The following is a 14,649-nucleotide window of genomic DNA, read 5'->3' as shown; positions in this document are numbered from 1 at the left end:
CTGCGGGTGATCGTCGCAGAACGCGCGAATCGTGCGGAGCGGGAACTATCAGGCGGGAACGGAGGACGTGTCCCGGTCCCACTCCCGGTGCCTGCCGAGAGCGGCCGCGAACTCCTCGACGAAGCGCTCCGGCAACGACCCGCCGGTGCTCGCGCCCAGCACGACGCCCCCGTCGGCGGCGAACCCGTCGCGCTCGGCGAGCTCCCGCGCCCGTTCGGCGACTCCGGCCTGACGCACCACGTCCACGCCCTCATCGCTGGCGGCGATGGTCTTGTGGTGCTTGTAGGCCTCGGCGACGAAGTGCACGGCGTGCCCGTCGGCGGCGAGCGTCCGCGCGCTCTCGGCCCCACCGGGCACGAACACCGCGTCGTAGACCACCGACATCGCCGTGCGCGCCGCGACGTCGACGTCCACTTCGGATCCGTCGGCGCTGCGCACCTTCCCGTCGTGACCGGCCCCGAGGACCTCGGCGACCGCGCCGAGCTCGGACAGCTCGCGGCGCAGCTGCTGCACCGCAGGGGCGTCCACGCCGTCGGCGACCAGGACCGCGACCTTGCGGGTCTCGACGGACTCGGTGGGGGAGTTGGCCTGGCTCAACGCCGGTGAGCTGCGCCCGTGGTTCTCGGTGCTGCCCGCGGGTGCTTCCAGGCCGATCCCGTGCGCGACGGCAGCGGCCAGGTCGTGGTCGATGTGGTTGAGCTCGCCGAGCACGCGTTCGCGCACCCCCTGGTCGCCGACCTTGCCCAGCTCGAACCGGAACGCCTCGACGATGTGCTCCTTCTCCCAGCGCGCCATGCTGTTCCAGAACAGCGTGGGCTGGCTGAAGTGGTCGGAGAAGCTCTCGCTGCGGCGGCGGATCTTGTCTCCGTCCACTCTGGCCTGGTAGTGCTTGAACACCTCGGAGTCGGCGATCGCCGGGCACCCACCGCCGAGGGTGTTGGGCGTGTAGCTGGTCGTTCCGCGGTGGATCCGCTGCTGCCCGTAGCCGTCTCGCTGGTTGGTCGAGACCTCGGCGACCGGGCGGTTGATCGGGATCTGCGCGAAGTTCGGCCCGCCCAGGCGGATCAGCTGCGTGTCCAGGTAGGAGAAGTTGCGGGCCTGCAGCAGCGGATCGTTGGTGAAGTCGATGCCCGGCACCACGTTGGCGGTGTGGAAGGCGATCTGCTCGGTCTCGGCGAAGAAGTTGTCCGGGTTGCGGTCGAGCACCATCTTGCCCACTGGCCGGACCGGGACCTGCTCCTCGGGGATGATCTTCGTGGCGTCCAGCAGGTCGAAGTCGAACGCGAACTCGTCGGACTCCTCGACCAGCTGCACTCCCAGCTCCCACTCGGGGAACCGGCCGCCCTCGATGGCGTCCCACAGGTCGCGGCGGTTGAAGTCGGCGTCCGCACCGGCGATCTTCTGGCACTCGTCCCACACCAGCGAGTGGCTGCCGAGCACCGGCTTCCAGTGGAACTTCACGAACGTGCCCTTGCCCTGGGCGTTGACCAGCCGGAAGGTGTGCACGCCGAAGCCCTGCATCATGCGGTAGCTGCGCGGGATCGCCCGGTCGGACATCAGCCACATGATCGTGTGCAGCGTCTCCGGCTGCAGCGAGACGAAGTCCCAGAGCGTGTCGTGCGCCGACGCCGCCTGCGGGATCTCGTTGTGCGGCTCGGGTTTGACCGCGTGCACGAAGTCCGGGAACTTGATGCCGTCCTGGATGAAGAACACCGGGAAGTTGTTGCCGACCAGGTCGTAGTTGCCCTGCTCGGTGTAGAACTTGGTGGCGAACCCGCGCACGTCCCGAACGGTGTCGGCGGAACCGCGCGACCCCGCGACGGTGGAGAACCGCACGAACAGCGGCGTGCTCACCTCCGGGTCGGTCAGGAACTTCGCCGCGGTGTAGTCGGCCAGCCAACCGTCGTAGGGCTGGAAGTGGCCGTAGGCGCCGGCGCCGCGCGCGTGCACCACGCGCTCCGGGATCCGCTCGTGGTCGAAGTGGGTGACCTTCTCCCGGAAGTGGAAGTCCTCCAGCAGCGTGGGACCGCGTTCGCCCGCCTGCAACGAGTCGTCGGTGTGGTCGATGCGCACGCCCTGCTGGGTGGTCAGTTCGGTGTCATCGGCATCGGCGCGAACTCCGTCGAGCTGCTCGTGCTTGGCATCGCCGCTGGCCATCGGTCGGCTCCCCTCGTCGCGAACGCGGATCGATCCGGGGATTCCCGTTGCGCGGCCGAACTATGCGCGCACCACCGGTTCGGGTCAGGAACCGAGCCAGCTGACGAGCTCAGGAGCGCCGGCCACCAGGAGGAAGTGCCCGATGCGCCCGACCAGGCTGGCCGCGAGGAAACCGAGCAGCGGGAGACCCGCAGCACCGGAGAGCAGCGACATCAGGCTGAACGGCGGGATGCCCGGGACGGCGGTGATGGCCAGGACGCCCATGCCCCACCAGGGGTGCTCGCTGGTGCGCTGGTGGAACCGCTCCACCCACGCCGCCCAGCGACCGGTGCGCTCCTTCTGCACCCGCTTGCTGAGCCGCTCGCCGAGCGCGAAGCCGCCCTTGCCCGCGAGGTAGAACACCGTCTTCGCGGCGACCTGGCCGACCGCGGCCGCGAGGGCGAACGCCCACCACGGGACGCTCTGCACCGACGGGACCACGCCGAGCAGGTAGAGCTCGATGTTCACCAGCGGGAAGACCGCGCCCAGGGCAGCGGTGCCCGCCGTGCCCAACAACCAGCCGATCACCGAAGCGCTGACCCCCACGAGAGAAACCTGCGGCAGCCTATCCGGTGAACCTCCGATCAGGCCTCGGGGTCCCAGTCGAGCAAGCGGACCCGGCTGACCGTGCGCAGGTGACGGCCCATCGCCGAGGCGGCGGCCTTGGCGTCGCCGCCGCGGATGGCGTCGGCGATGCGCTCGTGCTGCGCCAGCGACTTCGACGGCCTGCGCGGCTGGCGCAGCGACTCGGTGCGGCTCTCGGCGATCTCCCGGGCGATGGTGCGCATGAACTCCTCGAGCAGCGCGCTGTGCGCGGCGGTGGTCACCGCGGCGTGGAACCGCCGGTCGCCGTCCTGCCCGATCTGCCCGGAGTCGATCTCGCCGCGCATCGCCTCCAGCGCGGCGTCGATCTCGGCCATGTCCTCGTCGGTGCGCCGCTGAGCGGCGAGCTCGGCGAGCTTGGTCTCCAGACCCTCGCGGGCGTCGAGCACGTCGGGCAGCCGCCGCTTGCGCTCCACGAGCTCCTCGACCGGTTCGGCTTCCAGCGACTCGCGCAGCAGGTAGGTGCCGCCGCCGTGCCGGACCTCGACCAGGCCCTGCACCTCCAGGACCACGATCGCCTGCTTGACCGAGGCTCGGCTCACGCCCAGCTGCTCGGCGAGGGTCCGTTCGGGCGGGAGGCGGTCGCCCGCTCGCAACCCGGAGTCGGCGACGTGCTCGCGCAACCGCTGCACGACCTGCTCGTAGAGGCGCGGGCGGGTGAGCGGGCGGAGGGAGTCGGACACCGATGCGCTCCAGAATTCGAAAGAGGCAAACTGGCTGAGCCAATTCTGCCACATTCCCTTGACTCGTTTCGTCCACAACGGCAAAAGTTGGATCAGCCAGTGGACCAGTGCTGACCCGGGCTTCGCCGGGCGGCGCGCATCCGCCGGTGAGAAATTGCCCGGTGAGGACCCGGAGGTGGCCATGGCCGACCAGGTGCTGTTCCCGAAGCTGCGCGAACCAGACGACACCGAGGCGCTGCGGTTCGGTCCGCGCGCCCTGACCTACCGGGAACTGGCCGGTCTCGCCGGAGCCATCGCCGAGCGGGTCGCGGGCAAGCGCCGCGTCGCCGTGTGGGCCACCAACACGCTGGAGACCGCGGCGGCGGTCATCGGCGGTCTCGCCGCGGGCGTCGCCGTGGTGCCGGTCAACCCGAAGGTGGGGGAGCGGGAACTCGCCCACATCCTGGGCGACAGCGAGCCCGAGCTGCTGCTCGCCGAGCCGGGATTCACCCCGCCCGCGGGGCTCGACGGGGTGGAGATCGCCGAGATCGACCTGAGCGCGCGCGGTAGCCAGCTGCCCGCCGAGGTCGCGGCCGACGCGCCGGCGCTGATCGTCTACACCTCCGGGACCACCGGCCCGCCCAAGGGCGTCGTGCTCCCGCGTCGCGCGCTGAGCGCCAACCTCGACGCCCTGGCCGAGGCGTGGGAGTGGACCTCGGCCGACGTGCTGGCGCACGCGCTGCCGCTGTTCCACGTGCACGGGCTGATCCTCGGCACGCTCGGGCCGATCCGGCTCGGCGGAACCGCGCACCACCTGGGCAAGTTCTCCTCGCAGGCGATCGCCGAGGAGCTCGCCGGTCCGGCCACGATGATGTTCGGCGTGCCGACGATGTACCACCGGCTGGCCGAGGACGCCGAGAACGATCCGCAGATCGGCCGCGCGGTCGGCAAGGCACGCCTGCTGGTCTCGGGCTCGGCTGCGTTGCCCGCGGTCGAGCACGAGCGGATCGAGCGGCTCACCGGTCAGCGCGTCGTGGAGCGCTACGGCATGAGCGAGACGATCATGAACTGCGGCGTGCGCGCCGACGGCGACCGCCGCCCGGGCTACGTCGGCAAGCCCTTCGCCGGGGTCGAGCTCAAGCTCGTGGACGAGCAGGGCGCGGAGATCGCCACCAGCGACGACGAGACCGTCGGCGAGATCCTGGTGCGCGGCGACAACCTGTTCAGCGGGTACCTCAACCGCCCGGACGCCACCGATGCCGCGTTCGCCGCCGGCTGGTTCCGCACGGGCGACATGGCCACCCGCGCTCCTGACGGTTACATCCGGATCGTCGGCCGGAAGGCCACCGACATCATCAAGAGCGGCGGCTACAAGATCGGCGCCGGCGAGATCGAGAACTGCCTGCTGGAGCACCCGGCGGTGGCCGAGGTGGCCGTCACCGGCGAGGCCGACGCCGACCTCGGCGAGCGCATCATCGCCTGGGTGGTGCGGGTTCCCGGCCAGGACGCCGCCGACACCGAGCTGGCCGACCACGTCGCCCGGCTGCTCACCCCGCACAAGCGCCCGCGCGAGGTCCGCTACCGCGACGCGCTGCCGCGCAACGAGATGGGCAAGGTCCAGAAGAAGGCCCTGCAGAAGGACTCCGGCAATGGGTGAGCACAGCTCGGTGCGCGCGCTGGTCGAGAGCATCGGCCAGAGCTTCGAGGAGTTCGCACCGCCGTCGCGGAAGACCAGCGGCGACGGTCCGCTCGGCTGGCCCGGCTACGCCGATCAGCGCGCCCGGGCCGCCGGTCGCACCGACGCCGAGGAATCGGTGCTGTGCGGCCGGGCCAAGGTCGGCGAGTGGGAAGCGGTTCTCATCGCGTTCGACTTCGCGTTCCTCGGTGGCTCGGTCGGCGAGGACACCGGCGCGCGCATCGTGGCGGCCTTCGAGCACGCCCGTGAGCAGCGGCTGCCGGTGATCTCGCTGGTCGCTTCCGGCGGCAGCCGGATGCAGGAGGGCATCCGCGCGCTGCAGCAGCTGCAGGCGATCTCCCGCGCGTGCCTGCTGACCAGGCAGGACCGCATCCCGCACGTCGCGGTGCTGCGCGATCCGACCACGGGTGGCATGTGGGCGTCGCTGGGCGCCGCCGCGGACGTGGTGCTGGCCGTGCCCGGAGCCCGCATCGCCTTCGGCGGTGCGCGGGTGCGCTCGGCGGGGGAGGACGGCGACACCTTCCGGGCGGAGGGCAAGTTCGCCGACGGGCAGGTGGATCGCGTCGTCGAGGAGCCCGAGCTCCCGTCCGCGCTCGCTGAGCTGGTGTCCCTGCTGCACCCGGCACGGCTGAGCCGCCCGGCGGAGCCGGCACCGGTCCCGGACGCGCTGGCCGCAGGATCGCCGCCGGAGACGGGGATGCAGGCCGTCGAGCGAGCCCGCGCGGCCGGCCGGCCCCGGGCCGGTGCCTACCTGGACGCCTACTTCGCGTCCCGGTTCGAGATCAGCGGTGATCGCGCGGGCGGCCGCGACGAGGGGATGATCTGCGGGTTCGGCGATCACGGCGGTCGTACCGTCGCCTTCGCCGCCCAGACGGGCAGCGCCAACACGCCAGCCGGTTTCCGCACCGCGGCCCGGTTGATCGGGCTCGCCGACCAGCTGGGGATCCCGGTGCTCACGCTGGTCGACACCCCGGGTGCCGCCAACGACGCCGAGTCCGAGCGCACCGGCATCGGTCCGGCCATCGGCGAAGTCTTCGGCGCCGTCGCGGAGGCCCGGGTTCCGGTGACCACGCTGGTCATCGGCGAGGGCGGCTCCGGAGGTGCGTTGGCGCTGGCGGCGCCGGAACGCACCTGGGTGACCGCTGACGCCTACTTCGCGGTGATCGCGCCCGAATCCGCCGCCGCGATCCTCAAGCGCGAGCCCTCTCAGGTGCCCGAACTGGCGGCGCACCTCAAGGTCCGTCCGCAGGACCTGCTGGACCTCGGGTTCGCGCGGGGAATCGCGCGCTGATCGTCCGGTAAGCCCGTTCTGCGCCGTTGTTCCGCGCGAGCAGCGGAGTCGTCCGATGACGGCGCGTCGTCGGTGATCAATGCCACTTCATCGGCGGGAGATCCGCGCCCGGTTCATGTTCTAAACTCAGCCTTACCTGACAAAGGTTAGGCTAGCCTCAGTTGAGTGAAGGACCAGATGAACCGGACGGGGATCAGCGGCACGGTCGCCATCGTGACCGGCGCAGGCCAGGGGATCGGTGCTGCGGTGGCGAGAGCGTTCGCTGAGCTCGGCGCCGAGGTCGCGGCCGTGGACCGGGACGGGGACGAGGTCACCGGAACGGCCGAGAAGCTCTCCGCCGACGGGTACCGAGTGCGCGCCTACCGCGCGGACGTGGCCGACCCGGCCGCGGTCACCGAAGTCGTCACGCGCGTGGAAGCAGAGCAGGGCCCCGTCGACGTTCTCGCCAACGTCGCGGGCGTGCTGCAGGTCGGGACCGTGCAGGAGCTCACCCACGCCGAGTGGCAGCGCACCTTCGCGGTCAACACCACCGGCGTGTTCAACGTCTGCCGCGAGGTGTCCCGGCACATGATCTCGCGGCGTCGCGGCTCCATCGTGACCGTCGGTTCCAACGCCGCGGGCGTGCCGCGCCACTCGATGGCCGCCTACGCCGCGTCCAAGGCCGCCGCGACCATGTTCACCAAATCGCTGGGGCTGGAGCTGGCCGAGCACGGCATCCGCTGCAACATCGTCGCGCCCGGTTCGACCGACACCGACATGCAGCGCGGGATGTGGACCGACGGCAACGGCCCGGAGCGGGTCATCGCCGGTTCGCTCGAGACCTACAAGGCCGGGATCCCGCTGCGCAAGATCGCGACCCCGGAAGACGTCGCCAACGCCGTCGTCTTCCTCGCCTCCGACGATGCCGGGCACATCACGATGCACGACCTGTACGTCGACGGCGGCGCCACGCTGCGCGCCTGACCCCGTCATTCGCCGAAAGGGTGTCATGACCACGATCGAGACCGACGGGCACGTCGACTCCGTTGCCGACGACGCACTCGCCGACGACGCCGCGGCGCGCCTGCTGGCCGCCTACGAGCAGGGCCAGTCGTTCCTGTTCTCCAGCCCGCGCGGGGTGCTGCTGACCCGCGGCGTGGCCGCCACGATGTCCAAGACCCAGTGCGCGCGCTCGGACCTGCCCGCCAGGATGCAGGAATTCCTCGACGGCGCGATGGAGTTCGGCCGCCGCAACCCGATGGTCGTCGGTGCGGTGCCCTTCGGCGGCACCCTGCCCGCGCACCTGGTGCTGCCCGAGGAGGTCGTGCGCGCCGAGCCGCTGAACGTGCTGGTGCCGCACCAGAAACCGGTCTCCACCTCGAACTACGCGGTCCGCCCCGTGCCCGAGCCCGACGAGTACGAGCGCGGCGTGGCGCGCGCTCTGCGCAGGATGGAGCACGGGGACCTCACCAAGGCCGTGCTCGCGCGCAGCCTGGAGCTGACCTCGGCGGAACCGATCGACGTGCGCGAGGTGCTGCGCAACCTCGCGATGGCCGACCCCGCCAGCTACACCTTCGCCGTGGACCTCCCGCGCCGCGGGCAGGACGGCACCCGCGACAGCTACGGGCCGCATCCCGCGCTGGAGCGCACGTTCCTGGGCGCGAGCCCGGAACTGCTGGTCTCGCGGCGCGGGACGAAGGTTCGCTCCAACCCGATGGCCGGTTCGCGGCCGCGCAGCTCCGACCCGGTGGAGGACGAGCGCCGGGCCGCCGAGCTCGCGGCCTCCGAGAAGGACCACCGCGAGCACGCCGTGGTCGTCGAGGCCGTGGCCGAGGCGCTGCGCCCGTACTGCGCCGAGCTCCACGTGCCGCAGGCGCCGTCGGTGATCGGCACCAACGCGATGTGGCACCTGTCCACCGAGGTCACCGGTGAGCTCCGGGACGGCTCGACGACCTCGCTGCACCTGGCCGACGCGCTGCACCCGACCCCGGCCGTCTGCGGCACGCCGATCGACCGCGCCCGCGAGGTCATCGCCGAGACCGAGCCCTTCGAGCGCGGTTACTACGCGGGCATGGTGGGTTGGTGCGACGCCGCCGGTGACGGCGAGTGGGTGGTGGCGATCCGCTGCGCCGAGGTCGAGGACGAGGCGATGCGCCTGTTCGCCGGTGCGGGGATCGTGCCGGGCTCGGATCCGGCCGACGAACTCGCCGAGACCTCCGCGAAGTTCCGCACCGCGCTCACCGCGATGGGCCTGAGCCGGGCAGTCTGAGGGGAATCACCGATCATGATCGCACAACTGCCCGGCGTGACTCCCTGGCCGGACGAGTGCGCGGAGCGCTACCGGTCGGCCGGGTACTGGCAGGGCTACACCTTCGGCCAGCTGCTGCGGGTGCGCGCCACCAAGCACCCCGACCGCGTCGCGGTCGTCGAGGGCGATCAGCGGATCACCTACGGCCGGCTGGACCGGCGTGCCGACCGCCTCGCGGCCGGGCTGCGCGAGCGGGGGATCGGCAAGGGCGACCGGGTCGTCGTCCAGCTGCCCAACATCGCGGAGTTCTTCGAGGTCTGCTTCGGGCTGTTCCGGCTCGGCGCCGTGCCGGTGTTCGCGCTGCCCTCGCACCGGATGACCGAGATCTCCTACTTCTGCGAGTTCAGCGAGGCCGCCGCCTACATCACCGTCGACGTCGAAGCGGGCTTCGACCACCGCGCGCTGGCCGCCGACGTCGCGGCGAAGCAGGAGGGGCTGCAGGTGTTCGTCGTCGGCGACGCGGGCGAGTTCACCGCGCTGTCCGATGTGGACGCGGATCCGGCGGGGCTGGACGAGCCCACGCCGGGAGACGTCGCGTTCCTGCAGCTCTCCGGCGGCAGCACCGGGGTGCCCAAGCTCATCCCGCGCACCCACGACGACTACATCTACTCGTTCCGCGCCAGCAACGAGCTCTGCGGCGTCACCGAGGACACCGTCTACCTGGTGGCGCTGCCCGCGGCCCACAACTTCCCGATGAGCTCGCCCGGCACCTTCGGCGTCCTGCACGCCGGCGGGCGCGTGGTGCTGGCCCGCCGGCCCAGCCCCGACGAGGTGTTCCCGCTCGTCGAGCGGGAACGGGTGACGCTCACGGCCGCCGTGCCGCCGCTCGCGCTGCTGTGGCTCGACGCCGCCGCCGACACCGAGCACGACCTCTCGAGCCTGGATGTGCTGCAGATCGGCGGGGCCAAGTGCAGCGAAGAGGTCGCCCGGCGCGTCCGGCCGACGCTCGGCGCCACCTTGCAGCAGGTCTTCGGCATGGCCGAGGGACTGGTCAACTACACGCGGCTGGACGACCCCGAGGACGTCATCGTCACCACCCAGGGACGGCCCATCTCGCCCGACGACGAGGTCCTCGTGGTCGACGACGAGGACGTGCCGGTCCCGGCGGGGGAGACCGGGCACCTGCTGACCCGCGGCCCGTACACGATCCGCGGCTACTACCAGGCCGACGAGCACAACGCGCGCGCCTTCACCCCGGAGGGCTTCTACCGCACCGGTGACGTCGTCCGGTTCACCGCCGAGGGCAACATCGTCGTCGAGGGCCGGGCGAAGGACCAGATCAACCGGGGAGGCGAGAAGGTCGCCGCCGAGGAGGTGGAGAACCACCTGCTGGCCCACCCCGCCGTGCACGACGCCGCCGTGGTGTCCATGCCGGACGACTACCTGGGTGAGCGGACCTGCGCGTTCGTCGTCCCGCGCGGTGCGCAGCCCCAGGCGCGCGAGCTGATCAAGTTCGTCCGCGAGCGCGGCCTGGCCGGGTACAAGGTGCCGGACCGCGTGGTGTTCGTCGAGCAGTTCCCGCAGACCGGCGTCGGCAAGGTCTCCAAGCGCGATCTGCGCGAGGCCATCAGCCGCGAGCTCGTGCCGAAGCTCGCGCTCTGACAACGACTTTCCACAAGAGAAGACATCGAAGGGGGAGCCCGTGGCGCTTCCGAGCATCGCACCCTACAGCGTTCCGCAGGCCGGTGACCTGCCCCGGAACAAGGCCTCCTGGCGACCGGACCCGGAACGCGCGGTGCTGCTGATCCACGACATGGAGCGGCACTTCGTCAACGCGTTCACCCCCGATCGCGAACCGCTGAACCAGGTGGTGCCCAACATCGCCCTGCTGCGCGAACGCGCCCGCGCCGCAGGCGTTCCGGTCGTCTACTGCGCCCAGCCGGGCGGGCAGACGCCCGAGCAGCGCGGCCTGCAGCTGGAGTGGTGGGGCGCGGGCGTCGCCGATCCGGCGATGGAGGCGATCATCGACGAGCTGACGCCCGGGGCGGGCGACGTGCGGCTGACCAAGTGGCGCTACAGCGCGTTCCAGCGCACCGACCTGCGTCGCCGGATGCAGGAGTGGGGTCGCGATCAGCTGATCATCACCGGCATCTACGCCCACATCGGGTGCCTGATGACCGCCGCGGAGGCGTTCCAGCAGGAGGTGCAGGCGTTCTTCGTGGCCGACGCGGTCGCCGACTTCTCCCGTGCCGATCACGACATGGCCGTGTCCTACGCCGCGCGCAACTGCGGCGTCGTCGACACGACGCGCAACCTGAGCCGCGACCTGGTCGCGCACGAATCCGAAGTCGCCTGAACCCCAACAGTCCTCAGGAGGATCCCGCACGATGCCGGAGAAGCTCACCCTCGAAGCGGTTCGCGAGCAGGTCGCCGAGCTGCTCTACGAGGAGCCGTCGGAACTCACCGACGACGAGGACCTCATCGACTGGGGCCTCGACTCGGTCCGGATCATGACCTTGGTCGAGAAGTGGCGCAAGCAGGGCGTCCAGGTCACCTTCGCCGACCTCGCCGAGCGCCCGACGCTCACCGACTGGTGGAAGGTCCTCGAACCCAAGATCACCTGACAGGCTCCCCTGACGCGCGACATTCGGATCGCCACCTGCCCGGCAGGACCCCACGGCACCTCGGTAGGCCGTGGGGTCCTGCCGGTGGTGGTCACCGGGTCCAGGGGATCTGGGGGCTTCGGTAGAAGTCCTGGCCCGCTGCCTGCCAGCGGGGACCCTGGTTGGCCAGCCGGGTCTTGAAGGACTCCCAGTCGTGGGTGTTCTTCGGCGACCAGCCGAGCTCGGCGATGGCGGGCAACCGCGGGAAGGCCATGAACTCGATGTGCTGCGAGGTTTCCAGGGTCTCGCTGAACATCGGGGCCTCCACGCCGAGAACGGACTCCTCCGGGACCTGCAGGTGGTCGGCCGGGTCCCAGCCGTAGGCGTCGGCGACCTCGATGAAACCGGCCCACTGCAGTCCGAGCGGCGTGTTCTCGTCGTACTTCATGTCCATGTAGGACTTGTTCGCCGGCGAGGCCAGCACCTTGTTGCCGCGCGCGATGCCCTCGTTGAGGATCGGGTCGCCGTTGGTGGTGCCCCAGAACTGCAGCGCCGCGTCGCCCTGCGGGGCGGCCTTGCCGTACTCGTGCCAGCCGAGCGGCTTCTTGCCGTACTTCTCCACCAGCGGCAGCACCTTCGACATGAAGGCGACGTAGTCCTCGTCGGTGGTGGAGTGCGCCTCGTCGCCACCGATGTGCAGGTACGGGCCGGGGGTCAGCGCGGCCACCTCGCGGATGACGTCCTCGACGAAGGTGTAGGTGATGTCCTTGTTCACGCACAACGAGCTGAAACCGACGTCGATGCCGGTGTAGGGCGGCGGGGCGACGCCGTCGCAGTTGAGCTCCGCGTAGGACGACAGCGCGGCGTTGGTGTGGCCCGGCATGTCGATCTCGGGAATGACCGTCATGTGCCGGGACGCGGCGTAGTCGACGATCTCGCTGTAGTCCTGCTGCGTGTAGAACCCGCCGGGTGTTCCGCCGACCTCGGTCTGCGCACCGAACTCGGTCAGCCGCGGCCAGCTGTTGATCTGCAGCCGCCAGCCCTGGTCGTCGGTCAGGTGCAGGTGCAGCTTGTTGATCTTGTACTTGGCGATCTGGTCGATGTAGCGCTTGACCATGTCGACGGTGAAGAAGTGCCGCGCCGGGTCCAGCTGCGCCGAGCGGTGTCCGAAGCGGGGCTTGTCGGTGATCTCGCCGCCGGGCATCGTCCACGGGCCGGGCTGAGCGGTCGCGCTCTCGATGCCCGCGGGCAGCAGCTGGCGCAGCGTCTGCACGGCGTTGAACAGCCCGTCCGGGCTCGTGGCGTGCACCTGCACCGCGTCGTCGGCGACCTGCAGGCGGTAACCCTCCGGGCCGAGCCCCGGATCGCCGTCCAGCGCCAGCGCGATGTCGCCGGTGCCCGGCAGCGCGGGGTTGACCGGCACGGGGAAACCGGTCGAGGGCCGTAGCACGCCCGCCAGGTATTCGCCGACCCCGGCGGCCTCGCCGGGCGCCAGGATCGCGGTCTGCTCGGAGAGCTCGAAGTTCGCCGCCGGGTCCGGGGTCACGGACTCGGGGGCGGGCACGATGGTGTCCATCGCGGAGGCCGCGGGGGCGGGATCACCACCGGCGGGAACCGCTGTTCCGGCGGCCAGCAGGGCTCCGGCGACGACGGCCATCCCGGCCCTCGCCGCCCTCGATCGGGGTCGTGCGCTCATCGTCGTGGCTCCATTCTCGGGGGAACGGTGACCACAAAGGTATAGACCAAAACGCATCGCGGAAGCGCCCGAACGGACGTAACGGACTAGCCGCACCCGCGCAGTCGGGCGCGGATCACGCGGCGATGGTCTCCGCGAGCCGCTCGGCGACCGTGCGGGGCTGTCGTCCGAGGAGTTCGGGCAGCAGCGGATCGGTGTCCGCGAAGTGCCCGGCGCGGGCGGCCCGATACCAGGTGAGCATGAACTCGGCCGCCTCCGGTGGCGTGCCGTTCGCGACCTGGTCGGCGATCCACTGCTCGTCGTCCACCACGACGCGCTCGACGGTGCGGCCGGTGAGCCCGGAGGCGATCTCGGCGAGATCGCCCAAGGTGACGGCGGTCGGTGCGCTGAGCGTGACCGGCCCGTCGCGGTGGTGTTCGGCGGCCAGCACGACCGCCGTGGCCTCCGCGATGTCCGCCCGGTCTGTGTAGGGGACCGGGCCGTCGGCGGGCTGGGCGACCTCCCCGGTCTGCGACCACGGGCCCAGCACCACGTCGAGCGGGCCGTAGGCGGCGTTGCGCAGTGACGTCCAGGCGAGCCCGGAGTCGGCGAGCGCAGCCTCGGTGGCGACGTGGATCTGCGAGGCCGGGTAGGGGTTGTCCGGGGTGGCGGCGTGCTGACCGGTGTAGATCACGCGCCGAACTCCAGCGGCGACGGCGGCTTCGATCGCGTTGCCGTGCAGCTCGACGAGATCGGCCGTCGGGTCGTTGCCGGACACCAGCAGCACCTGGTCCGCGCCCTCGAACGAGTCCCGCAGCGAGGCCGGGTCCTCGTAGGAGCCCCGCCGCACGCGCACTCCGCGGTCGGCGAGGTGGCCGGCTCTGCGGGGGTCGCGGACGCTGACGCCGACCCGCTCGGCGGGCAGCCGCTGGAGGAGGTGTTCGACGGTCGCGCCGCCCAACCCGCCGGTGGCACCGGTGACGACGATCATGGTCCTGCCCCTCCGCTCACTAAATTGACCCACTGGGTCATGTTCGGTCTCGTTGCGACCGTAGGTAAGATGACCCACCGAGTCAACTTGGAGTCGCGACGGCGAGGGACGGTGCGGGGATGAGCGGTGGAGCGCCTTCAACACCACGGCTGCGCGCCGACGCCCGGCGCAACGCCGACCAGATCCGGCGCGCCGCGATCGACGCGTTCCAGGGACGGGGCCTCACCGTGCCGCTGGAGGAGGTCGCCCAGGCGGCGGGGGTGAGCAAGGCGACGATCTTCAACCGGTTCGGCGGGCGGATCGGGCTCATCGACGCCGTCATCGAAGAGGTCGTCGCCGTCGAGCTGCGCGACATCATCGATCGCACGCGCGCCATCGACGATCCCTGGGATCGGGTCGCGCACTACGTCACCGCGATCCGCGATCTCCAGCACCGCCAGCCCGCCGCCAACGACGCCATGCTGCAGGTGTACCCCGACGCGCAGAGCCTGGTGGAGATCTGCCGCATCGGGGGCGAGATCAACGACGAGCTCATCGCGTCGGGCCGCGCGTCGGGTGCGGTGCGCGCCGAGTTCACCGCGGACGACCTTCAGGCGCTCGTGCACGACAACGCGCTCGCCCTCAAGCACGGAACCCGCCCCCGCCGGGAGGACTACGACCGCCGCACCGCCTACCTCCTCGACGGGCTCCGCGGGCGGTAGGGAG

Annotated in this window: 13 protein-coding genes; 8 read left to right on the top strand and 5 right to left on the bottom strand. The window is 71.2% G+C overall.

Translation table 11 applies throughout. The annotated features are described in order from the left end of the window. Positions 1 to 48 precede the first annotated feature (48 nt). The 3 genes from FHU35_RS14925 to FHU35_RS14915 form a co-directional block, all read right to left on the bottom strand. Complete coding sequence (locus tag FHU35_RS14925) at positions 49 to 2,157, bottom strand: catalase (protein ID WP_145739712.1); 2,109 nt, start codon at positions 2,155 to 2,157, stop codon at positions 49 to 51. A gap of 84 nt (positions 2,158 to 2,241) precedes the next feature. Then, the gene (locus FHU35_RS14920; protein WP_246110302.1) at positions 2,242 to 2,742 is read right to left on the bottom strand and encodes a VTT domain-containing protein; all 501 of its coding nucleotides are present in this window, start codon (positions 2,740 to 2,742) and stop codon (positions 2,242 to 2,244) included. A 38-nt stretch (positions 2,743 to 2,780) separates the two neighbouring features. Beyond that, positions 2,781 to 3,482 carry a FadR/GntR family transcriptional regulator gene (locus FHU35_RS14915; protein WP_145739710.1) on the bottom strand — a complete coding sequence of 234 codons (702 nt, stop codon included), beginning with the start codon at positions 3,480 to 3,482 and terminating at the stop codon, positions 2,781 to 2,783. A 181-nt stretch (positions 3,483 to 3,663) separates the two neighbouring features. On the opposite strand from FHU35_RS14915, the gene FHU35_RS14910 reads away from it, so the two are divergent. The 7 genes from FHU35_RS14910 to FHU35_RS29635 all read left to right on the top strand — a co-directional run bounded on the left by FHU35_RS14910 (position 3,664) and on the right by FHU35_RS29635 (position 11,299). After that, positions 3,664 to 5,118 (top strand): acyl-CoA synthetase, encoded by a 1,455-nt coding sequence (locus FHU35_RS14910; protein WP_145740083.1) that lies wholly within the window; start codon positions 3,664 to 3,666, stop codon positions 5,116 to 5,118. Next, entirely contained in the window at positions 5,111 to 6,448 is a 1,338-nt protein-coding gene (locus FHU35_RS14905; RefSeq protein ID WP_145739708.1) for a carboxyl transferase domain-containing protein, read from the top strand. The genes FHU35_RS14910 and FHU35_RS14905 overlap by 8 nt, the downstream gene beginning before the upstream one ends. 177 nt (positions 6,449 to 6,625) lie before the next feature. Next, a complete protein-coding gene (locus FHU35_RS14900) occupies positions 6,626 to 7,411 on the top strand; it encodes a 2,3-dihydro-2,3-dihydroxybenzoate dehydrogenase (protein ID WP_145740081.1) in 786 nt (261 codons plus the stop codon). Between the two features lie 25 nt (positions 7,412 to 7,436). Further along, positions 7,437 to 8,696: an isochorismate synthase DhbC gene (dhbC, locus tag FHU35_RS14895; protein WP_145739706.1), complete on the top strand. Its 1,260-nt coding sequence runs from the start codon at positions 7,437 to 7,439 to the stop codon at positions 8,694 to 8,696. Positions 8,697 to 8,711: 15 nt separating this feature from the next. Beyond that, positions 8,712 to 10,337: a (2,3-dihydroxybenzoyl)adenylate synthase gene (locus FHU35_RS14890; RefSeq protein WP_145739704.1), complete on the top strand. Its 1,626-nt coding sequence runs from the start codon at positions 8,712 to 8,714 to the stop codon at positions 10,335 to 10,337. Positions 10,338 to 10,377: 40 nt separating this feature from the next. Next, positions 10,378 to 11,031, top strand: coding sequence for an isochorismatase family protein (locus FHU35_RS14885; RefSeq protein WP_222429370.1), 654 nt, complete (start codon positions 10,378 to 10,380; stop codon positions 11,029 to 11,031). Positions 11,032 to 11,062: 31 nt separating this feature from the next. Then, positions 11,063 to 11,299 (top strand): phosphopantetheine-binding protein, encoded by a 237-nt coding sequence (locus FHU35_RS29635; RefSeq protein ID WP_222429369.1) that lies wholly within the window; start codon positions 11,063 to 11,065, stop codon positions 11,297 to 11,299. Between the two features lie 91 nt (positions 11,300 to 11,390). Here the strand turns inward: FHU35_RS29635 and FHU35_RS14880 are convergent, their stop codons facing one another. Both FHU35_RS14880 and FHU35_RS14875 read right to left on the bottom strand, forming a co-directional pair. Next, on the bottom strand, positions 11,391 to 12,974 hold the full coding sequence (locus tag FHU35_RS14880; protein WP_145739702.1) for a beta-N-acetylhexosaminidase: 1,584 nt from the start codon (positions 12,972 to 12,974) through the stop codon (positions 11,391 to 11,393). Positions 12,975 to 13,089: 115 nt separating this feature from the next. Continuing rightward, entirely contained in the window at positions 13,090 to 13,944 is an 855-nt protein-coding gene (locus tag FHU35_RS14875; RefSeq protein WP_145739700.1) for an NAD(P)H-binding protein, read from the bottom strand. Positions 13,945 to 14,063: 119 nt separating this feature from the next. On the opposite strand from FHU35_RS14875, the gene FHU35_RS14870 reads away from it, so the two are divergent. Continuing rightward, positions 14,064 to 14,645: a TetR/AcrR family transcriptional regulator gene (locus tag FHU35_RS14870; protein WP_145739698.1), complete on the top strand. Its 582-nt coding sequence runs from the start codon at positions 14,064 to 14,066 to the stop codon at positions 14,643 to 14,645. Positions 14,646 to 14,649: the final 4 nt, after the last annotated feature.

Source organism: Saccharopolyspora dendranthemae (genome assembly GCF_007829955.1).
GTDB lineage: Bacteria > Actinomycetota > Actinomycetes > Mycobacteriales > Pseudonocardiaceae > Saccharopolyspora > Saccharopolyspora dendranthemae.
The sequence above is the reverse complement of the archived record's forward strand: the minus strand, read 5'-3'. Positions and strand labels throughout refer to the sequence as shown.

What these genes read in the sequence shown, in the direction of transcription:
- FHU35_RS14925 (WP_145739712.1), bottom strand. Translation starts at nt 2,157, where the DNA reads ATGGCCAGCGGCGATGCCAAGCACGAGCAGCTCGACGGAGTTCGCGCC.
- FHU35_RS14905 (WP_145739708.1), top strand. Translation starts at nt 5,111, where the DNA reads ATGGGTGAGCACAGCTCGGTGCGCGCGCTGGTCGAGAGCATCGGCCAG.
- FHU35_RS14900 (WP_145740081.1), top strand. Translation starts at nt 6,626, where the DNA reads ATGAACCGGACGGGGATCAGCGGCACGGTCGCCATCGTGACCGGCGCA.
- FHU35_RS14870 (WP_145739698.1), top strand. Translation starts at nt 14,064, where the DNA reads ATGAGCGGTGGAGCGCCTTCAACACCACGGCTGCGCGCCGACGCCCGG.
- FHU35_RS14890 (WP_145739704.1), top strand. Translation starts at nt 8,712, where the DNA reads ATGATCGCACAACTGCCCGGCGTGACTCCCTGGCCGGACGAGTGCGCG.
- FHU35_RS14875 (WP_145739700.1), bottom strand. Translation starts at nt 13,944, where the DNA reads ATGATCGTCGTCACCGGTGCCACCGGCGGGTTGGGCGGCGCGACCGTC.
- FHU35_RS14910 (WP_145740083.1), top strand. Translation starts at nt 3,664, where the DNA reads ATGGCCGACCAGGTGCTGTTCCCGAAGCTGCGCGAACCAGACGACACC.
- FHU35_RS14880 (WP_145739702.1), bottom strand. Translation starts at nt 12,974, where the DNA reads ATGAGCGCACGACCCCGATCGAGGGCGGCGAGGGCCGGGATGGCCGTC.
- FHU35_RS29635 (WP_222429369.1), top strand. Translation starts at nt 11,063, where the DNA reads ATGCCGGAGAAGCTCACCCTCGAAGCGGTTCGCGAGCAGGTCGCCGAG.
- dhbC (WP_145739706.1), top strand. Translation starts at nt 7,437, where the DNA reads ATGACCACGATCGAGACCGACGGGCACGTCGACTCCGTTGCCGACGAC.